The following is a 17,868-nucleotide window of genomic DNA, read 5'->3' as shown; positions in this document are numbered from 1 at the left end:
ACGGTGTCCGGGAATCGGCGCGAGGTGCCAGCGCACGGCCGCCGCCGCGCCTACGCTCGGGCCGTGCTGCGCATCCTCGACGCCCGAACCGGTGAGTCCGTCTCCGCCGCGCCCGCCCGCCGCGGCCTGACCCGGATCGAGGCCTACGCCTCCGGCCTGGACCCGACGGCCCTCCGGGTCCTGCTCACCGCCGATGTCCTCGTCCGCGCCCTGGAACTCGGCGGCACCCCGGTCTGGACCATCCTCACCGCGCCCCACCGGCTCGCCGAACTCCGCGCGGCCGCCACCACCCTGTCCGTCCGCCCCTTCGAGGACGGCCGCGACCTCGCCTCGGGGCTGGGGGAGGCGCAGGTCCTGCACGTGACGGGGGAGCGGGACACCGCGCCGGGCGGGGGAGCGGTGGTGGGCGTCGCCCCGGTGACCTGGACGGGGGAGCCGCCGGAGCCGGACGCGGCGACGCCGCCCGGAGCCCCCGTCCCCGACGCCGCGCTGCGCGCGCTCCTCGCCGCCGATGCCGGCGCCCTGCGTCTCGCGCTGCTGGCCGTCCCGCGTGGCGTCCCCGTGTCGCTGGACGCCGGACGGCTGGGCGAGGCCGCGCGGACGCTGGGCCGGTGGCGGCGGGCGGTGGCCGGGTGGGCGCGGCAGCCCTCGCGGCCGGTGCCGGAGGAGGTGCGGGTACGGTTGCGCGACGCCTGGGAGGACGATCTCGACGTGCCCCGCGCGCTGGACGTGCTCAGGGACGTGGAGCGCGCCCCGGACATCCCGGACGGCGCCCGCTTCGAGACGTACGCGTACGCCGACCGCCTGCTCGCCCTCGACCTCGCGCGGGACATCGGGAGCCTCGGGTGATCGAGCGGGCGGGCGCGGGCCCGCTGCGCCGGCTGGTCGTGCTGCGGCACGCCAAGTCCGCCTGGCCGGAAGGGGTCGAGGACCACCGGCGTCCGCTGGCGCCGCGCGGGCTGCGGGACGCCCCCGCCGCCGGCCGCGCGCTCGCCGAGATCGACTGCCTGCCCGACCTCGCCCTGTGCTCCACCGCCGTGCGCGCCCGCCGCACCTGGGAGCTGGCCTCCGCGCAGTGGGGCACCCCGCCCCCGGTCCGCCACGACCCGAGGCTGTATGGGGCCGGCGTACCTGACCTGCTCCGGGTGGTGCGCGAGACGCCGGGCGAGGTGGAGACCCTGCTGCTGGTCGGGCACAACCCGGGATTGGAGGACCTGGTCCTCGAACTGGCCGGGGACGGTCTCGACGACAGCCTCGAGCGGGTGCGCGCGAAGTTCCCCACCGCCGCGCTCGCCGTGCTGGCCTGGCGCGGCACCGGCTGGCCGGCCCTCGTCCCCGGGGCGGCCCTGCTGACGTCGTTCACCGTGCCGCGCGGGAAGAAGCCGAAGCGGTAGCCGGAGCCGCCCGCCCGCACCGCGAGCGGGCGCCCCGCGCTGCTCGCATAGGCTGACGGAATGCAGGACGAGTACCGCACAGTGGCCCGCGCGGGCGTGCACGAGACCGAGATCAACCGCTCCCGCTTCCTGTGCGCCCTCGCCCCGGCCGCCACCGAGCGGGAGGCGCAGGAGTTCGTCGCGGCCGTCCGCAAGGAGCACGCCGACGCCACGCACAACTGCTGGGCTTACGTCATCGGCGCCGACGCGGCCGTGCAGAAGGCCAGCGACGACGGCGAACCGGGCGGCACGGCCGGCGTCCCCATGCTGCAGATGCTGCTGCGCCGCGACATGCGGTACGTGGTGGCCGTCGTCACGCGCTACTACGGCGGTGTGAAGCTCGGCGCCGGCGGACTCATCCGGGCCTACGGCGGCTCCGTCGGCGAGGCCCTGGACACCATCGGCACCATCACCCGGCGCCGGTTCCGGCTGGCCACGGTGACCGTCGACCACCAGCGCGCGGGCAAGGTGCAGAACGACCTGCGCGCCACCGGCCGCGAGGTCCGGCACGTCAGCTACGGCGAGGCCGTCACCATCGAGATCGGCCTGCCGGACGCCGACGTCGACGCGTTCCGCGCCTGGCTGGCCGACGCGACGGCGGGCACGGCCGCCCTGGAACTGGGCGGGGAGGCCTACGGGGACGCGTGACGTTCACCGCCCGCATAACGGAAGTTCACCGTTAATCGGACATAACGCACCAGTGGGTTGCGGGTCATGACGGGCTGATACGGGAGTAACCCCCCGTGGTGTCGGACCCGGCCGTTAGGGTCGGGGATCATGCGACTCCTGCACACGTCCGACTGGCACCTGGGCCGGGCCTTCCACCGGGTGAACATGCTCGGGGCCCAGGCCGGGTTCATCGGCCACCTCGTCGCCACCGTGCGTGAACGGGCGGTGGACGCGGTGGTCGTGTCCGGCGACGTGTACGACCGCGCGGTGCCCCCGCTCGCCGCGGTCGAGCTCTTCGACGACGCCCTGCACCGCCTCGCGGAGCTGGGGGTGCCCACGGTGATGATCTCCGGCAACCACGACTCGGCCCGCCGCCTCGGGGTCGGCGCCGGTCTCATCGACCGCGCGGGCATCCACCTGCGCACCGAGCCGTCCGCCGTCGGCACCCCGGTGGTGCTGCGCGACGCCCACGGGGACGTCGCCTTCTACGGCCTGCCGTACCTCGAACCCGCCCTCGTCAAGGAGGAGTTCGCGGTGGAGAAGGCGGGTCACGAGGCCGTGCTGGCCGCCGCCATGGAGCGGGTCCGCGCCGACCTCGCCGGCCGGGCGCCGGGCACGCGCTCCGTCGTCCTCGCCCACGCCTTCGTCACCGGCGGCCGGGCCAGCGACAGCGAGCGGGACATCACCGTCGGCGGGGTGGCCGCCGTGCCGGCCGGGGTCTTCGACGGCGTCGACTACGTGGCGCTCGGGCATCTGCACGGCTGCCAGACCCTCACCGAGCGGGTGCGCTACTCCGGCTCCCCGCTCGCCTACTCCTTCTCCGAGGCCGACCACCGTAAGAGCATGTGGCTCGTCGACCTGGCCGCCGACGGCTCCGTCACCGCCGAGCGCCTCGACTGCCCGGTCCCGCGCCCGCTGGCCCGGATCCGGGGCGCCCTGGAGGAACTGCTCGCCGACCCCGGGCTCGCCCGTCACGAGGGCGCCTTCGTCGAGGCCACCCTCACCGATCCGGTCCGCCCGGCCGACCCCATGGCCCGGCTCACCGAGCGCTTCCCGCACACCATCAGCCTGGTCTTCGCCCCCGACCGGGCCGCCGACGACCCGAAGGTGTCGTACGCCCGGCGCCTCGCCGGCCGCGGCGACCAGGAGATCGCCGAGGACTTCGTCGCCCACGTGCGCGGCGCCGGACCCGACGAGCCGGAGGCGGCCGTGCTCCGCGAGGCCTTCGACGCGGTGCGCGCCCACGACGCGGTGCGGGAGGTGGCGAGGTGAGGCTGCACCGGCTGGACATCACCGCCTTCGGGCCCTTCGGCGGCTCCCAGCGCGTCGACTTCGACGCGCTGTCCACCGCCGGGCTCTTCCTGCTGCACGGTCCCACCGGCGCGGGCAAGACCTCCGTCCTGGACGCCGTCTGCTACGCCCTCTACGGCACCGTGCCCGGCGCCCGGCAGACCGGCCAGGGCATGAACCTGCGCAGTGACCACGCCGAACCGGGCACGCGCACCGAGGTCCGCCTCGAACTCACCGTCGCCGGACGGCGGCTGGAGGTCACCCGGCAGCCGCCGTGGGAACGGCGCAAGCTGCGCGGCACGGGCACGACCGTCGACAAGGCGCAGACCTGGCTGCGCGAGTACGACGCCCCGGCCGGCGCCTGGAAGGACCTCAGCCGCTCCCACCAGGAGGTCGGCGAGGAGATCACCCAGCTCCTCGGCATGAGCCGCGAGCAGTTCTGCCAGGTGGTCCTGCTGCCCCAGGGCGACTTCGCCCGCTTCCTGCGCGCCGACGCCGAGGCCCGCGGCCGGCTGCTGGGGCGCCTCTTCGACACCCAGCGCTTCGCCGACGTGGAGAAGCGGCTGGCGGAGCGCCGGCGCACGAGCGAGGCCCGGGTGCGCGAGGGCGACGCCGCGCTGCTCGCGGACGCCCACCGCATGCAGCAGGAGGCGGGCGACACGATGGAGCTGCCCGAGCTGAGCCCCGGGGAGCCGGGCCTCGCCGAGGCCGTGCTCCGCGCCGCGGCCGTGGCCCGCGCCGCCGCGCGCGAGCGCCTCACCATCGCCCGGTGCGGCCTCACCGCCGCCGAGTCCGCCCACGAGGCGGCCCGGCAGGCCCTGGACGAGGCACGCGAACTCGCCCGGCTGCAGAGCCGGTTCGCCGAGGCCCGGCAGCGGGCCGGACGCCTGGAGGAGGAGGCGGACGCGCACCGCGAGGCGCAGGAGCGGATGGCGCGTGCGCGCAAGGCCGAGACGGTGGCGCCCGCACTGGAACTGCGCGACGCGGCTGAGCGCGAGCACCGCGGGGCAGCCGCGGCCGAGGCACGCGCCCGCGTCGGCCTGCCCGGCGCCCACGCGGGCGACGGCCCGGCGGGTCTCGCGGCCGCCGCGCGCCGGGCCGCCGAGGAACTGGGCGGCCTGGAGTCGGCCCGGCGTGCCGAACGACGGCTCGCCGAGGCCGCCGAGGAGCGTGCCGGACTCGACCAGCAGGAGCGCGCCGACGAGGACGTACTGCGCGAGGCCGACGCCTGGCTCGCCGGATGGGACACCACCCGCGAGGAGCTACGGGCCCGCGTCGAGTCCGCCCAGGAGGCGGCGACCCGCGCCGAACAGCTCGCCGTCCGGCGCGAACCCGCCCGGCGGCGCCTCGCCGCGGCCCGCACCCGGGACGAGCTCGCCTCCGACCTGGAACGGGCCCGGCAGCGGGCGCTGGCTTCCCGGCAGCAGGCCGTCGACGCCCGCGCCCACTGGCTCGACCTCAAGGAACAGCGCCTGAACGGCATCGCCGCCGAGCTGGCCGCGCGGCTCACCGACGGCGAGCCGTGCGCCGTCTGCGGAGCCACCGAACATCCCGCGCCGGCCCGCAAGGTCGCCGGGCACGTCGACCGCGAGACCGAGGAGCGCGCCCTCACCGCCTCCCGGCGGGCCGAGGAGCAGCAGGCCGAGGACGAGCGGCGGCTCGGCGTCGTCCGCGAGGCGCTGGCCGCCGCCACCGCCGAGGCCGGCGACACACCCACCGACCGGCTCGCCGCCGAGGCCGACGACCTGGAGCGGCAGTGGACGGACGCCCGCCGGGACGCCTCCGCCCTGCACGCCGCGCACGAGGAGTTGCGGCGGGCCGAGCAGGAGCGCGAGCGGCGCCTCGACGAGCGCCAGCGGGCCGCCGTGCGCACCGCCGCCCGCGTCACCCGGCGCGAGACCCTGGAGCACGAACAGAGCGCGCTGGAGCGGGAGCTGGCGAAGGCGCGCGGGACCGCGGCGAGCGTCGCGGCCCGGGCCGCGGAACTGGAGCGGCAGGCGGCGAACCTCTCCGAGGCCGCCGACGCCGCCCGCGCGGCCGAGGACGCCGCCCAGCGGCTCAAGGACGCTGACGCCCGCCTCGCCGACGCCGCCTACCGCGCCGGCTTCGACACCCCGCGGGACGCGGCCGCCGCCCTCCTCGACGACGCGGCCCACCGCGAGCTCCAGCACCGCCTGGACGTCCGGCAGAACGAGGAGGCGGCGGTACGCGCCGTGCTGGCCGAGGCCGGCACCGCGGCCGCCGCCCAGCGGCCGCCCGCCGATCCGGACGCCGCGCAGCGGACGGCGGCCGAGGCGGCACGGCGGCTGCGCGAGGCGGCCTCCGCACGGGACGCGGCGGCCCGCCGCTGCACCGAACTGGACCGCCTGTCCGCCCGCGCGGCCGAGGGCGTGCGCCTGCTCGCGCCCCTGCGCGAGGAGTACGACCGGGTGGCCCGGCTGGCCGCCCTCACCGCGGGCACCTCAGCGGACAACGAACGCCGGATGCGCCTGGAGTCGTACGTGCTCGCGGCCCGCCTCGAGCAGGTCGCCGCCGCCGCGACCGTACGCCTGCACCGCATGTCCTCCGGCCGCTACACCCTCGTCCACTCCGACGACCGCACCGGACGCGGCCGCAGCGGACTCGGCCTGCACGTCGTCGACGCGTGGACCGGCCGTGAGCGGGACACCGCCACCCTGTCGGGCGGTGAGACCTTCTTCGCCTCCCTCGCCCTCGCCCTGGGCCTCGCCGACGTCGTCACCGACGAGGCGGGCGGCGTCCGCCTGGACACCCTCTTCATCGACGAGGGCTTCGGCAGCCTGGACGACCAGACCCTCGACGAGGTCCTGGACGTCCTGGACGCGCTGCGCGAACGCGACCGCAGCGTCGGCATCGTCAGCCACGTCGCCGACCTGCGCCGCCGGATCCACGCCCAGCTGGAGGTGGTGAAGGGCAGATCGGGCTCCTCGCTGCGGCAGCGCGGGGCCTGACCCGACGCGGGCCCGGACCGGTCAGCGGCCGAGCGGCCGCCGCGGGAGCGGAGAGGAGTACACCACGCTGGTGGTCACCGAGCCCAGCGCGCCGATCCTGCCGGAGATCTCCTCCAGGTGCGGCATGGAGCGCGCGGCGACCTTGATGACGAAGCAGTCGTCACCGGTGACGTGATGGGCCTCCAGGATCTCCGGCGTCGCCGCCACCAGATCGTGGAACGGCTTGTAGTTGCCGTGCGGGTAGCGCAGCCGCACGAAGGCGAGGATCGGCAGGCCGAGCCGTTCCGGGTCGACGACCGCCGCGTACCCCTGGATGACACCGGCCTCCTCCAGCCGGCGCACCCGTTCGGTGACGGCGCTCGGGGACATCGAGACGGCCCGCGCCAGTTCGGCGTAGCTGGCCCGGCCCTCGCGCTGCAGGACGTCCAGGATCCGCCAGTCGGTGGCGTCCGGGGAATACACGGTCATGTGCGATGAATAGCAGGGAGATCACCGGCGGATCAAGCCGAACGCCGGGGATCGGCACTTCGGGCCAGGGGCGCGGGGCCGTAGATTTCCGGTCATGGTCACCGACACCGAGAACCCCGTCCTGCGCGTCGCCCCCGCCGCCCCGGCCGAGGCCGCCGCCCACTTCCGGGCCTCCCTGGCCTTCCACGCCGACGTCTCGGACGTCGCCGCCGCGCTCACGGCCGGCGGCGACCCCGGCTTCGTGGTGGTCGACTCCCGCTCCACCGAGTCCTGGGAGCAGGGGCACGTCCCGGGCGCCGTCCACCTGCCCACCGCGCTCATCCCCGCACAGGCCGAGCGTCTCCTCGACAAGGCCGTGCCCGTGGTGACGTACTGCTGGGGCCCCGGCTGCAACGGCGCCACCCGCGCCGCCCTCGCCCTCGCCGAACTCGGCTACCGGGTCAAGGAGATGCTCGGCGGATTCGAGTACTGGGCGCGGGAGGGCTTCCGCTACGAGACCTGGCAGGGCGGCGCCCGGCGCGAGACCGACCCGCTGACCGCGCCGGCCGGGGGCGAATGCGGCTGCTGACCCCGGCGGGTGATCGGCGTGCGTGTAGGTTCTGCCCATGTCTCGATACGCGGATCAAGGCGCACTGCAGTGGGTGGAGTCGGGCGGAGGGCCCCTGATAGCCGTGCCGGAGACGGTGCTGCCGTTCTGGGCGGGCGCCGACAGCGAGGAGTTCGCCACCGACTACGACCGCGCCTGCGAGGTCGACGGGTACGCCGGCCTGCTCCCGGTCGGCGACAGCGCGGCCCTGGTCCTCGGCGACGAGCCCGCCGCCACCGCCTACCTGCCCGAACAGGGCGTCTTCGTGCGCTGGTCCGCCGCGGACTCCGAGGACGAACTGCTGGCCCACGTGCCCGCCGCGCTCGGCACGGCCGACTGGGGGCCCGAGGTCCACTGGCAGGTGCCCGGCCCGGTGGTGCTGTTCGACGCCGCCCGGCCGGGCGGAACGGTGGAGCGCGCCGGGCACCTGCGCGTCCCGCTCGCCCCGGGCCCGTACGCGGTCACCGCCGCCTACGCCCAGCCGGGCCCGGAGACCTGGCTGGGCCTGGTCCGGGTCAGACGGCTCGCCTCCTGACCCGGGCGGCCGCCGGTCGGCTCAGTCCGTCGAAGGCGATCCACAGGTGGCGCGGGCCGCGCAGCACCGCGTTCTGCCGGTGGGCGGCGGATCCACGACCAGACGCGGGCCGTCCAGCCGCCGGGCCGGCTCGGACAGCGCGATCTGCTCCTCCGGCCGGGCCGGCGGAGCGCCGAAGCAACGGGGGAACGGGCCGCCCCTCAGGGGTGTCGGGCACCTGGAACCCGGCGCCGTAGACCCACGGATGCCCGGTGTCGCGTGCGCGCAGATCGGCGAGGACGTCGGCGGAACCGGTGTACACGTACGGCGGGACTCCCGAGATGCGGCAGACCTGCGCCGTCCACCAGTTCCGCCACCTACGGCCGCAGCACCACCCCGCACGCGCCAACCGCGAGCGGCAGGCGCGCTTCAGCCCGGTGCTCCTGACCGGCGGTGCCGCGCACGGCCGCGCACCCGAGCCGGAGGACACGCGCGTACGTCCCTGGGGGGCGCGGGCGCGACCTGCCCGCCCGCCGCCGGGGGCGCTCGCACCTCGGCCGGGCCTGCGGACGTGGTCCCCGCCCCCGTGGGCCCGGTCCGGCGCGGACCGGACCCACGGCAGGGACTCCGGGCGGGAGCAGGGCGCGGGTCAGAGGCGGGAGAGTTCGTCCAGCAGGTCGTCCAGGCCCAGCGAGCCCTGCGAGAGGGCGGCCATGTGCCAGGCCTTGAGGTCGAAGGCGTCGCCGTGCCGGGCGCGGGCGTTCTCGCGGCCCAGCAGCCAGGCACGCTCGCCGAGCTTGTAGCCGATCGCCTGGCCCGGGATCGTCAGGTACCGGGTCAGCTCGCTCTCCACGAAGTCAGCCGGACGGCTGCTGTGGGAGCCGAAGAACTCCTGCGCCAGCTCCGGCGTCCAGCGCTCACCGGGGTGGAACGGAGAGTCCGCCGGGATCTCCAGCTCCAGGTGCATGCCGATGTCGACGATCACCCGGGCCGCGCGCATCATCTGCGCGTCCAGGTAGCCGAGCCGCTCCTCCGGGTCCGTCAGATAGCCCAGTTCGTCCATCAGCCGCTCCGCGTACAGCGCCCAGCCCTCCGCGTTGGCGCTGACGCCGCCGACCGTGGCCTGGTAGCGGGAGAGGTCCTTCGCCACGTGCGCCCACTGCGCGAGCTGCAGGTGGTGCCCGGGCACGCCCTCGTGGTACCAGGTGGACACCAGGTCGTACACCGGGAACCGGGTCAGGCCCATGGTCGGCAGCCAGGTACGGCCCGGGCGCGAGAAGTCCTCCGACGGAGCGGTGTAGTACGGGGCGGCGGCACCGCCCGGCGGGGCGATGTGCGACTCCACCTTCCGCACCCGCTCGGCGAGTTCGAAGTGCGTGCCGTCCAGGTCCGCGATGGCCCGGTCCATCAGGCCCTGCAGCCACTCGCGGACCTCTTCGACGCCCTCGATGTGCCGGCCGTGCTCGTCCAGGTGCGCGAGCGCCACCCACGGCGTCGCGGCGCCCGGCAGGATCTTCTCCGCCTCCCGCTCCATCTCGGCGAGGATGCGGTGGAACTCCGCCCAGCCGTACGCGTACGCCTCGTCCAGGTCCAGGTCGGTGCCGTTGAAGTAGCGGGCCCAGCGGGCGTAGCGCTCCCGGCCCACCGTGTTCGGCGCGCCTTCGACGGCCGGCGCGTACACCTCCCGCATCCAGTCCCGCAGTCCGGCCAGCGCGGCCGTCGCGGTGCGGGCCGCCTCGTCCAGTTCCGCGCGCAGCGCGTCCGGACCGGCGGCGGCGAAGTCCTCGTACCAGCCGCGGCCCTTGCCGTCGGTGTCCGTCCACTCGCCGAGCTGGCCGATGTACGTGGCCGTCGGCCGGGGCGCGGCGTACAGCTTGCGCTCCAGGCCCAGTTCCAGGGACGCCCGGTAGCCCGCGACGGCGGCCGGCACCGCGCGCAGCCGCTCCGCGATCGCCGACCAGTCCTCCTCGGTCCGCGCCGGCATCACGGTGAACACGTCCCGCACCGAGTGCCCCGGGGTGCTCATGTTGCCGACCGCGCGCAGGTGTTCGCCGGCCTCGTGCACGGCCAGCTCCGCGGTCAGCCGCTCCCGCAGCAGCCGGCCGCAGCGACGCTCCGCGTCACTGTCCGCACCGGGCTGCCGCTCGGCCTCGTCGAGCCGCGCCAGGGTCGTCCGCATCAGCTCCGCCAGGGCCTCCTGGCCGGCCGGGGAGTAGTCGGGCAGCCTGGTCGAACTCTCCTGCACACCGAGGTAGGTTCCGGTGACCGGGTCGAGGGCGATGAGGTCGTCCACGTACGCGTCGGCGACCTGACGGGGCAGCGGGATCTGGGTTTCGGACATGGCGCCCATCCTCATACGCGGACCGTGCCCGCGTCACCCGTGGATCGCGGATTCAGCCGGGGGCAGAAGCGGCCCGCAGTCCCACTGCTGGAAGATCAGCCGGGTCTCCACCCGGGCCACCTCCCGCCGGGCGGTGAACCCGTCCAGCACCAGCCGCTGCAGATCGGCCATGTCCGCCACGGCCACGTGCACCAGGTAGTCGTCGGGACCGGTCAGGTGGAACACCGTCCGCGACTCCGGCAGCGCGCGGATCCGCTCCACGAACGGCCCCACCAGCTCCCGGCGGTGCGGCCTGACCTGCACCGACAGCAGCGCCTCCAGACCGCGCCCCAGCTTGGCGGGGTCCAGCCGGAGCTGGTGGCCGAGGATCACGCCCGCGCGGCGCAGCCGGGTCACCCGGTCCAAGCACGTCGACGGCGCCACGCCCACCTGGGCCGCGAGGTCGCGGTAGGTGGTCCGGGCGTCGTTCTGCAGGAGCCTCAGCAGATGAAGATCCACCGGATCCAGTACGACAGATTCGGCCATGCGCCGAACGTAGCACGGCGTCCGGTCCCCGGAACCCGTTCCGTGTTCACCCTTCCGCCCATGGACACAGCGAGCACGGGTGCGTACGAGGACGTACGCACCGCATCGAGAGCACTGGCCACCGAGGCCGTGCACGCCGGCCGCGACGATCTCGCCCGCCAGGGACTGCACGCCCCGCCGATCGACCTGTCCACCACCTACCCCTCCTTCGACAGCCGCGGTGAGGCCGCCCGCATCGACGCCTTCGCCACCGACGGCGCCGACCCCGAGGGGCCGCCGATCTACGGCCGCCTCGGCAACCCGACCGTGGCCCGCTTCGAGACCGCGCTCGCCCGGCTGGAGGGCACCGAGTCCGCCGTCGCCTTCGCCAGCGGCATGGCCGCGCTCAGCGCGGTCCTGCTGGCGCGGTCCGCCATGGGCCTGCGCCATGTGGTCGCGGTGCGCCCGCTGTACGGGTGCAGCGACCACCTGCTGACGGCCGGTCTGCTGGGCACCGAGGTCACCTGGACCGACCCCGCAGGCATCGCCGACGCGCTGCGCCCCGACACCGGTCTGGTGATGGTCGAGACACCCGCCAACCCGACCCTCGCCGAGGTCGACCTGCGGGCCGTCGCCCACTCCTGCGGCTCCGTCCCGCTGCTGGCCGACAACACCTTCGCCACGCCCGTGCTGCAGCGCCCCGCCGAGCACGGAGCGCGCCTGGTGCTGCACAGCGCCACCAAGTACCTCGGCGGGCACGGCGACGTCCTCGCCGGTGTGGTGGCCTGCGGCGAGGAGTTCGCCGGACGGCTGCGGCAGATACGCTTCGCCACCGGCGGCGTCCTGCACCCGCTGGCCGGCTACCTGCTGCTCAGGGGCCTGTCCACGCTGCCGGTGCGGGTCCGGGCCGCTTCCGCGAGCGCCGCCGAACTGGCCGGCCGGCTCGCCGCCGACCCGCGGGTGGCCCGCGTCCACTACCCGAAGCTGGGCGGCGCCATGATCGCCTTCGAGGTGCACGGCGACCCGCACGACGTCATCGCCCGCGTCGGGCTGATCACCCCGGCGGTCAGCCTGGGCAGCGTCGACACCCTCATCCAGCACCCCGCGTCCATCAGCCACCGCATCGTCGACGCCGACGATCGGCGCGGCGCCGGGGTGAGCGACCGGCTGCTGCGCATGTCGGTGGGCCTGGAGGACGTCGACGACCTGTGGGCGGACCTGGACCGGGCGCTGGGGGAGCGGACCCGGACGCCGGTCCCGCTGCGGGAGGCGGCGCCGCTGCGGGAGACCGCGGGCTGAGCCGCCTCCTCACGACGACGGCGGCCCGGTGCGGGGGACCGGGCCGCCGTCACGGACGCTGCTCAGTCGCGGCGGACCGCTCCGCCGAGCCGCTCCCCGAGGTCCTCGCGCGACGCCCCGGCCGCGACGGCGGCGGCGCCCAGACGGGCCGTGACCACCAGCGTGCCCTCCTCGATCTGGTAGTCCAGGGGCAGTCCGAGGCCGCGCATCGCCGCGACCATCCCGGTGTTGGAGGCCTGCGTCACGGCGTACACGCTCTCGCACCCCGCCTCCACCGCCATCGCCACCAGCCGGCCGAGCAGTTCGGCTCCGATGCCGCGCCGCTGCCAGGCGTCCTCGACCAGCAGCGCGACCTCGGTCTCGTCGCCGTCCCACAGCAGGTGGCCGAGGCCGATGATGCGCCCGGAGGCGGTCTGCGCGGCCAGCGTCCGGCCGAAGCGGGGGCTGAGCAGGTGGCTCAGATAGCGGTCGGCGTCCCCGGCCGGCCCGTGGTAGCGCAGGCCGAGGGTGTGCCGCGAGCACCGCTCGTGCATGTCCCTGGCCGCCGCGAGATCGCCGGTGTCCACCCGGCGCACGGTGATGTCGGGGCCCTCGGGCAGCGTCAGTACGTCACGGCCGTCCGGGATGCGCGGGCCGAGCCGCCTGTCCAGCTCCACCAGCGCCCTGGCCCGCGCGAACTCGGCCGGGGTGAACGGCAGGTACGGCCGCTCCACGGTGAGCACGCCGCCCTCCGGCGCCCGCAGCCGCATGACGGTGTCCTCCAGCACCCCTTCCGCCGGGACCGGCTCCGGCCCCCGGCCCCCGCCGAACGGCGTGGCGGGCAGCGAGCGGATCGTGCACCGGCCCAGCAACTGCCGCAGGGCCAGCGGCAGCTCCGCGGTGTCCAGCGCGGTGCGCGTCGCGAGGGCCAGGACCCGGGTCGGGGCGTCCACCAGGTCGTGGGCGTCGGCCCGCTCGATCCAGGTGGACCCGCCACCGGCCAGCGACACCGCCCGGGTGAGCTCGGTCGCCGTGAGCGCCCCGGGCGCCCGCAGCAGGAACTCGTCCACGGTGCCCTCGGCCAGCGGGTGCGTCTGCAGGCTCAGGATGTCGACCCGCCGTCCCGCCAGCGCCGCGCACAGCGCGGCCAGCGAACCGGGCTCGTCCCGCACGGTGGTCCGCATCCGCCACAGCGCACTGGCCCCGGCCGCGTCCGGCGCCGCCGCGTCGGGGTCCTGCGCGGGCCCGGCCGGCCGCCCCTCGGCGGCCGGCCGGGCACCGGTATCCCCGGCCGGCGGCGCGTGCCCGTGGCGCCGTGCCCACCAGGTGTGGAAGCCCGCCGTCGCGGCCAGCACGACCGCCGAGATCACCAGCAGCGCGGGACCGTCGGGGCCGTGCCCGATCAGGTTGGCCACGCCGTCCGCCACCGCCACCGCCGTGAACAGGGCGGCGAGTTCGACGAGATCCCGCCGCCAGTGGTGCACCGGCCGGCCGTGCTTGGCGCGCGTCGCTCGAGACATGTCTGAAGTCATGCACCCACTGTGAAGGAACGGTGTTGCGTGATCACGAACGGTTTGTGACCGATGGGTAAAGCATGCTTCCGTCCCTTTTGTTGGATTTTCCAGTACAGGGGCGGCTCAGGCGGCCGTTTCCTCGCCCTCGGCAAAGCCGGGGGTGAGGACGTCCAGCCGTGCGTAGACACCGCCGCGGCCCGAGAAGGACCCCAATTGCGGCCGGTCGCCGTTGCCGGTCACCACTGGGTCGAGTCAGGCGCGCCACTGCGGCTGGTAGTGGCGCGCCGCGGCCCGTCCGCCGCGGCCGGCAGCGCGGCGGCGCCTGTCTGCGGCGGGTCGGGAAGCCCGAGAGGAACCGGGGGTGGTCCTCGGCCCCTGCGGCTTCGCGCCCCGGGACCTCTCCAGCCCGGGGCGGCGCCCGTCCGTGCGGACTCAGAGCGCGGAGGGTCGCGGACAGGCCGCGGTCCGCAGTGTTCGCGTCATGGGAAGAACCGTGGAGGCGGCCACTGGCAATGGGCCCTGTCTGCGAGAACGTTCTCGGTAACGGGAGTAGGCGTCCGCCCGTGACCGTGCCGCGCTCCGGGGGATGACGCCGGTGCGCGGCACGTCGACGAGGGTAAGGGACCCGGCGGTCCGGCGGCGCCCTACTGGCCGACTCGGCCCGGCTGCAGCGTCCGGGTGAACAGCACCGTGCCGTCCTGCTCGCGCAGCCGTACCGTCAGCTCGCCACTGCCGCCGTCGATGTCGACCTCGCCGAAGAACTGGTAACCGCCGGCGGGCGACACGTTGGAGGCGGTCGGCGCCTTCACGAACACCCGCTCCGGGCCGAAGGTGCCGTCCAGCGCGCTGGCGGGGAAGGCGCCGGCGTTCAGCGGGCCCGAGACGAACTCCCAGAACGGCTCGAAGTCGGTGAACGCCGCCCGCGAGGGCTGGTAGTGCTGGGCGGAGGTGTGGTGCACGTCCGCCGTCAGCCACACGGTGCCGGTGATCCGGCGGTGCTTGACGAAGCGCAGCAGCTCCGCGATCTGCAGCTCCCGGCCCAGCGGGGCCCCCGGGTCGCCCTGCGCCACCGCCTCGAAGTTCGGCCGGTTCTCCGTGGTGTCGGGCACCACCAGGCCGATCGGCATGTCCGCGGCGATCACCTTCCACACCGCCCGTGACCGTGCCAGCTCCCGCTTCAGCCACTCCAGTTGCTCACGGCCGAGGATCCCCTGCGGGTCCGTGGTCCGGTCGTCGGGCGAGTTGGCGTTGCGGTAGGTGCGCATGTCCAGCACGAACACGTCCAGCAGCGGCCCCTGGTGCAGCACGCGGTACACCCGGCCCTCGCGCGAGCCCGGCCGCAGCGTGGAGAGCGGGAAGTACTCGCTGAACGCCCGCCGGGCGCGTGCCGCCAGCACGTCGATGCTCTTCTCGGTGTACCGGGTGTCCGAGGAGGCGATCACCTCGCCCGGGTACCAGTTGTTGCGCACCTCGTGGTCGTCCCACTGCACGATGGACGGCACCTGGGCGTTGAACCGCCTCAGGTTGGCGTCCAGCAGGTTGTAGCGGAAGTTGCCCCGGTACTCGGCGAGGGTCTCGGCGACCTTGGCCTTCTCCTCGGTGGTGACGTTCCGCCAGGTGCCGCCGTCGGGCAGGGCCTGGGTGGCGGCGACGGGGCCGTCCGCGTAGATGTTGTCGCCGCTGCACAGGAAGAAGTCCGGGTCCAGCTTCGCCATCGCGTCGTAGATCCGGTAGCCGCCGCGGTCGGGGTTGATGCCCCAGCCCTGCCCGGCCAGGTCGCCCGACCACAGGAACCGCACGCCGTCCCGGCGGCTCCGGGAGACGGTGCGGAAGGCGCCGGTCACCGGCTCGCCGGTGCGGCGCGGGTCGTCGGGGTCGGCGAGCAGCACCCGGTAGTGGATCTGCTCGCCGGAGGGCAGGCCGTGCAGCCGGGTCGTGCCGGTGAAGTCCGTGCCGGCGCCCACCAGCGGGCCCTGCCAGCGGCGGGGGGCGCGGAAGGACCCGGTGGCCGAGGTCTCCACGATCATGCGGGCCGGCCGGTCCGAACGCACCCACACCAGACCGGAGTCGGTGGTCACGTCGCCCGTCTGCACGCCCCAGTCGGCCGAGGGGCGCCCGGAGCGGGCGAACGCGGGGGCCGCGCCGAGGCCCACGGGCAGGGTCAGGGCCGCCGACGCGGCGAGCGAACCGCGCAGCACGCCGCGGCGGCCGGGGAACGGACGGTGGGACATGGCTGTGCCTCCAAGGACGGGATCCGGCCAGTGTGCAGAGCCACACCTACTGGTGCGCCGCGGCGCGCGCGCGAACCGCAGGTGAACAGTGGGCCGTCCCCGGGGGCGTCCAGCCGGTCAGCGGCTGCCGTCGAGGATGACGCGGGCGACCAGGGCCGGGTCGTCGTTCATCGGGACGTGCCCGCAGCCGGGCAGCCGCACCAGCCGGGCGTGCGGAATGATCGTCTTGGCGCGGACGCCCTGCCGGCGCACCAGGAGCCGGTCCTGGGTGCCCCAGGCGACGGTGACCGGCAGGCCCGCCAGGTCGTCGGTGAACTGGACGGTGGTGCCCGCCCGCAGGGTCGGGCCGAAACCGGTGGCGCCGGCCAGGGCGAGGGTCTCGGCGACCACGGCGTCGGGCGAACGGCGGCCGGGGCGGCGGTAGATGGTGCTGGTCAGCGCGGTGCGGCCGGCGGCGGAGCGGGACAGCCGTTCCACCAGCGGCAGCGGCAGCCGCTGGGCGATGCCCCGCATGGCGAGCAGCACCGTGAAGGCGTACCGGCGTTCGGCCTGCGTCCAGAACCCGGCGGGGGACAGGGCGGTGACGGACCGTACGAGCTTCTCGCGGCCAAGTTCCAGGGCGAGCAGGCCGCCCAGCGAGTTGCCGGCCACGTGCGGGCGGTCCAGGTCCAGGGTCCGGAACAGGGAGCCGAGCACGGCGTTGGTCGTGGGCAGGTCGTAGTCCAGGCCGCCGGGCAGGCCGGGGGACGCGCCGAAGCCCGGCAGGTCCACCGCGATCACCTCGCGCTCGGTGGCGAGGATGTCGACGACCGGGTCCCAGGCCTGCCGGTGGTGGCCGATGCCGTGCAGCAGGACCAGTGGCGCACCGCGTCCCACGCGCGCGTAGGAGACGGTCACGTCCCTGGGGCCGTGCACAGTGGGGACCGAGAAGGTGGCGGTGGCGGACATGGAGTGCTCCTCGTCTGGGCTGCTGACGGACGCCGTAGACAGCTTGTCAGCAATTGCTACCCACGGGTAGCCCCTCGCTCGCTCCCGGCGGCCGCGGGGCCGCCGAGCGGGGGAACCCGCAGCGACACGCGCTTCGCCGGAATGTCACACCCGCCCACCTGTGCGAACGCCTCATGAACGCTGCGCGGTGCCGGCCCTGTGTATTGCCCCAGGGATCGAGGATTGGTCTTGACCAAGGGTGTGGGCCGCCTTATGGTCGCTGATAAGTGCAACAACCTTTAATAAACAAGGGCGCTAAAAACCGCCGGACCACGGCACTTGCGGAGGACAGGGTGGGGACCACGCAGCTGGAATCGGTGCCGGAGCCGAAGTACTGGCATCTCAGGACCGTGCTCAGTGAGGCACTGGACTCGGAGTTCTCGGTCGGCGAGATCCTGCCCAACGAGCGCGATCTGGCCGCCCGCTTCGGCGTGGCCCGCGCCACGCTCCGCCAGGCCCTCGAACAACTGGAGCTGGAGGGCCGCCTGCAGCGCCGCCGCGGCGTCGGCACGACCGTCGCGCCCCCGCGCGTGGGCGTGGCCGTCGGCAGCCGGCAGCACACCTGGCCGGGGTCCGCCGAAGACGCCTGGCAGCCCGTGGACTGCGAGCGCGCCGCGCCGCCCGCCGCCGTGGCCGCCGCCCTGGAGACCGGCCCCGGGGAGGCCGTGCACGTCGTGCGCCGCTCCCGGACGTCCAACGGCCAGCGCGTCGCCATCGAACTGCTCCACATCCCCGACGCCGCGGTGCCCGACCTGACCGCGATCGACGCCCCCTCCGGCGCCGCACGCGCCCGTGCGGTCCTGCGCGAACTGCAGCGCCTGGAGCTCGAGGGCCAGGACCGTGCCGTCGAGCTGGGCTCGGCCCGCGCCGACGACGCCAAGGACCTCGACCGGCTGCCCGGCGCCCCGGTCCTCGTCGTCACCACCCGGTTCTTCGCAGGGGGCCGCACCGCCGCGCTCTCCGTGGCGACCTACCGCGCGGACACCTGCCGGCTGACCTTCGGCGACTCGCCCGACGTGGAGATACACCACGACCCCGAGCAGCGGGCCTCCTGAGCGACGCATCACCGACCGCGCCCCCGGAG

The 17,868-nt window shown here is 75.2% G+C and carries 15 protein-coding genes and 1 pseudogene; 9 read left to right on the top strand and 7 right to left on the bottom strand.

From position 1 onward, the window contains the following. The first annotated feature begins 63 nt into the window (after positions 1-63). The 5 genes from ACFQ9Z_RS03355 to ACFQ9Z_RS03335 all read left to right on the top strand — a co-directional run bounded on the left by ACFQ9Z_RS03355 (position 64) and on the right by ACFQ9Z_RS03335 (position 6,361). Positions 64-849 (top strand): hypothetical protein, encoded by a 786-nt coding sequence (locus ACFQ9Z_RS03355; RefSeq protein ID WP_383010120.1) that lies wholly within the window; start codon positions 64-66, stop codon positions 847-849. Beyond that, positions 846-1,394 carry a SixA phosphatase family protein gene (locus ACFQ9Z_RS03350; RefSeq protein WP_383010118.1) on the top strand — a complete coding sequence of 183 codons (549 nt, stop codon included), beginning with the start codon at positions 846-848 and terminating at the stop codon, positions 1,392-1,394. Before ACFQ9Z_RS03355 ends, ACFQ9Z_RS03350 begins: the two co-directional genes overlap by 4 nt. A 60-nt stretch (positions 1,395-1,454) precedes the next feature. Then, positions 1,455-2,081: a YigZ family protein gene (locus tag ACFQ9Z_RS03345; protein ID WP_383010116.1), complete on the top strand. Its 627-nt coding sequence runs from the start codon at positions 1,455-1,457 to the stop codon at positions 2,079-2,081. Positions 2,082-2,210: 129 nt separating this feature from the next. Next, positions 2,211-3,374: an exonuclease SbcCD subunit D gene (locus tag ACFQ9Z_RS03340; protein WP_383010114.1), complete on the top strand. Its 1,164-nt coding sequence runs from the start codon at positions 2,211-2,213 to the stop codon at positions 3,372-3,374. Further along, positions 3,371-6,361, top strand: a complete 2,991-nt coding sequence (locus tag ACFQ9Z_RS03335; protein WP_383010112.1) for an AAA family ATPase — start codon at positions 3,371-3,373, stop codon at positions 6,359-6,361. Before ACFQ9Z_RS03340 ends, ACFQ9Z_RS03335 begins: the two co-directional genes overlap by 4 nt. A 21-nt stretch (positions 6,362-6,382) precedes the next feature. Here ACFQ9Z_RS03335 and ACFQ9Z_RS03330 read toward each other — a convergent pair whose 3' ends face one another. Then, positions 6,383-6,829 carry an Lrp/AsnC family transcriptional regulator gene (locus ACFQ9Z_RS03330; RefSeq protein ID WP_143629232.1) on the bottom strand — a complete coding sequence of 149 codons (447 nt, stop codon included), beginning with the start codon at positions 6,827-6,829 and terminating at the stop codon, positions 6,383-6,385. Positions 6,830-6,923: 94 nt separating this feature from the next. On the opposite strand from ACFQ9Z_RS03330, the gene ACFQ9Z_RS03325 reads away from it, so the two are divergent. Both ACFQ9Z_RS03325 and ACFQ9Z_RS03320 read left to right on the top strand, forming a co-directional pair. Then, positions 6,924-7,397: a rhodanese-like domain-containing protein gene (locus ACFQ9Z_RS03325; RefSeq protein ID WP_383010107.1), complete on the top strand. Its 474-nt coding sequence runs from the start codon at positions 6,924-6,926 to the stop codon at positions 7,395-7,397. A gap of 37 nt (positions 7,398-7,434) precedes the next feature. Then, positions 7,435-7,950, top strand: a complete 516-nt coding sequence (locus ACFQ9Z_RS03320) for an immunity 21 family protein (protein ID WP_383010105.1) — start codon at positions 7,435-7,437, stop codon at positions 7,948-7,950. On the opposite strand, the pseudogene ACFQ9Z_RS03315 reads toward ACFQ9Z_RS03320, so the two are convergent. The 3 genes and pseudogenes from ACFQ9Z_RS03315 to ACFQ9Z_RS03305 form a co-directional block, all read right to left on the bottom strand. Continuing rightward, positions 7,931-8,133, bottom strand: a pseudogene (locus tag ACFQ9Z_RS03315) (hypothetical protein); the annotation flags it as partial. The gene ACFQ9Z_RS03320 and the pseudogene ACFQ9Z_RS03315 overlap by 20 nt on opposite strands. Before the next feature lie 445 nt (positions 8,134-8,578). Continuing rightward, entirely contained in the window at positions 8,579-10,270 is a 1,692-nt protein-coding gene (locus ACFQ9Z_RS03310) for a DUF885 domain-containing protein (protein ID WP_383010104.1), read from the bottom strand. Between the two features lie 33 nt (positions 10,271-10,303). After that, positions 10,304-10,795, bottom strand: coding sequence for an Lrp/AsnC family transcriptional regulator (locus ACFQ9Z_RS03305; RefSeq protein ID WP_383010102.1), 492 nt, complete (start codon positions 10,793-10,795; stop codon positions 10,304-10,306). 60 nt (positions 10,796-10,855) lie between these two features. Between ACFQ9Z_RS03305 and ACFQ9Z_RS03300 the strand changes: the two genes are divergently transcribed. Beyond that, the gene (locus ACFQ9Z_RS03300; RefSeq protein ID WP_383010100.1) at positions 10,856-12,073 is read left to right on the top strand and encodes a trans-sulfuration enzyme family protein; all 1,218 of its coding nucleotides are present in this window, start codon (positions 10,856-10,858) and stop codon (positions 12,071-12,073) included. Between the two features lie 62 nt (positions 12,074-12,135). Here ACFQ9Z_RS03300 and ACFQ9Z_RS03295 read toward each other — a convergent pair whose 3' ends face one another. The 3 genes from ACFQ9Z_RS03295 to ACFQ9Z_RS03285 form a co-directional block, all read right to left on the bottom strand. Next, the gene (locus ACFQ9Z_RS03295; protein WP_383010098.1) at positions 12,136-13,572 is read right to left on the bottom strand and encodes a GNAT family N-acetyltransferase; all 1,437 of its coding nucleotides are present in this window, start codon (positions 13,570-13,572) and stop codon (positions 12,136-12,138) included. 638 nt (positions 13,573-14,210) lie between these two features. Further along, positions 14,211-15,797 carry an alkaline phosphatase D family protein gene (locus ACFQ9Z_RS03290; RefSeq protein WP_383010096.1) on the bottom strand — a complete coding sequence of 529 codons (1,587 nt, stop codon included), beginning with the start codon at positions 15,795-15,797 and terminating at the stop codon, positions 14,211-14,213. Positions 15,798-15,914: 117 nt separating this feature from the next. Continuing rightward, positions 15,915-16,745 (bottom strand): alpha/beta fold hydrolase, encoded by an 831-nt coding sequence (locus tag ACFQ9Z_RS03285; RefSeq protein WP_383010094.1) that lies wholly within the window; start codon positions 16,743-16,745, stop codon positions 15,915-15,917. Positions 16,746-17,077: 332 nt separating this feature from the next. Here ACFQ9Z_RS03285 and ACFQ9Z_RS03280 point away from each other — a divergent pair, with 332 nt between their 5' ends. After that, a complete protein-coding gene (locus ACFQ9Z_RS03280; protein ID WP_383010092.1) occupies positions 17,078-17,839 on the top strand; it encodes a GntR family transcriptional regulator in 762 nt (253 codons plus the stop codon). Positions 17,840-17,868 lie beyond the last annotated feature (29 nt).

It is taken from the genome of Streptomyces sp. NPDC056580, assembly GCF_042793175.1.
Lineage (GTDB): Bacteria > Actinomycetota > Actinomycetes > Streptomycetales > Streptomycetaceae > Streptomyces.
The sequence above is the reverse complement of the archived record's forward strand: the minus strand, read 5'-3'. Positions and strand labels throughout refer to the sequence as shown.

Excerpts from the sequence above, each read along its gene's own strand:
- ACFQ9Z_RS03320 (WP_383010105.1), top strand. The coding sequence starts at position 7,435 with ATGTCTCGATACGCGGATCAAGGCGCACTGCAGTGGGTGGAGTCGGGC.
- ACFQ9Z_RS03305 (WP_383010102.1), bottom strand. The coding sequence starts at position 10,795 with ATGGCCGAATCTGTCGTACTGGATCCGGTGGATCTTCATCTGCTGAGG.
- ACFQ9Z_RS03300 (WP_383010100.1), top strand. The coding sequence starts at position 10,856 with ATGGACACAGCGAGCACGGGTGCGTACGAGGACGTACGCACCGCATCG.
- ACFQ9Z_RS03285 (WP_383010094.1), bottom strand. The coding sequence starts at position 16,745 with ATGTCCGCCACCGCCACCTTCTCGGTCCCCACTGTGCACGGCCCCAGG.
- ACFQ9Z_RS03330 (WP_143629232.1), bottom strand. The coding sequence starts at position 6,829 with ATGACCGTGTATTCCCCGGACGCCACCGACTGGCGGATCCTGGACGTC.
- ACFQ9Z_RS03345 (WP_383010116.1), top strand. The coding sequence starts at position 1,455 with ATGCAGGACGAGTACCGCACAGTGGCCCGCGCGGGCGTGCACGAGACC.
- ACFQ9Z_RS03340 (WP_383010114.1), top strand. The coding sequence starts at position 2,211 with ATGCGACTCCTGCACACGTCCGACTGGCACCTGGGCCGGGCCTTCCAC.
- ACFQ9Z_RS03295 (WP_383010098.1), bottom strand. The coding sequence starts at position 13,572 with ATGTCTCGAGCGACGCGCGCCAAGCACGGCCGGCCGGTGCACCACTGG.
- ACFQ9Z_RS03325 (WP_383010107.1), top strand. The coding sequence starts at position 6,924 with ATGGTCACCGACACCGAGAACCCCGTCCTGCGCGTCGCCCCCGCCGCC.
- ACFQ9Z_RS03290 (WP_383010096.1), bottom strand. The coding sequence starts at position 15,797 with ATGTCCCACCGTCCGTTCCCCGGCCGCCGCGGCGTGCTGCGCGGTTCG.
- ACFQ9Z_RS03310 (WP_383010104.1), bottom strand. The coding sequence starts at position 10,270 with ATGTCCGAAACCCAGATCCCGCTGCCCCGTCAGGTCGCCGACGCGTAC.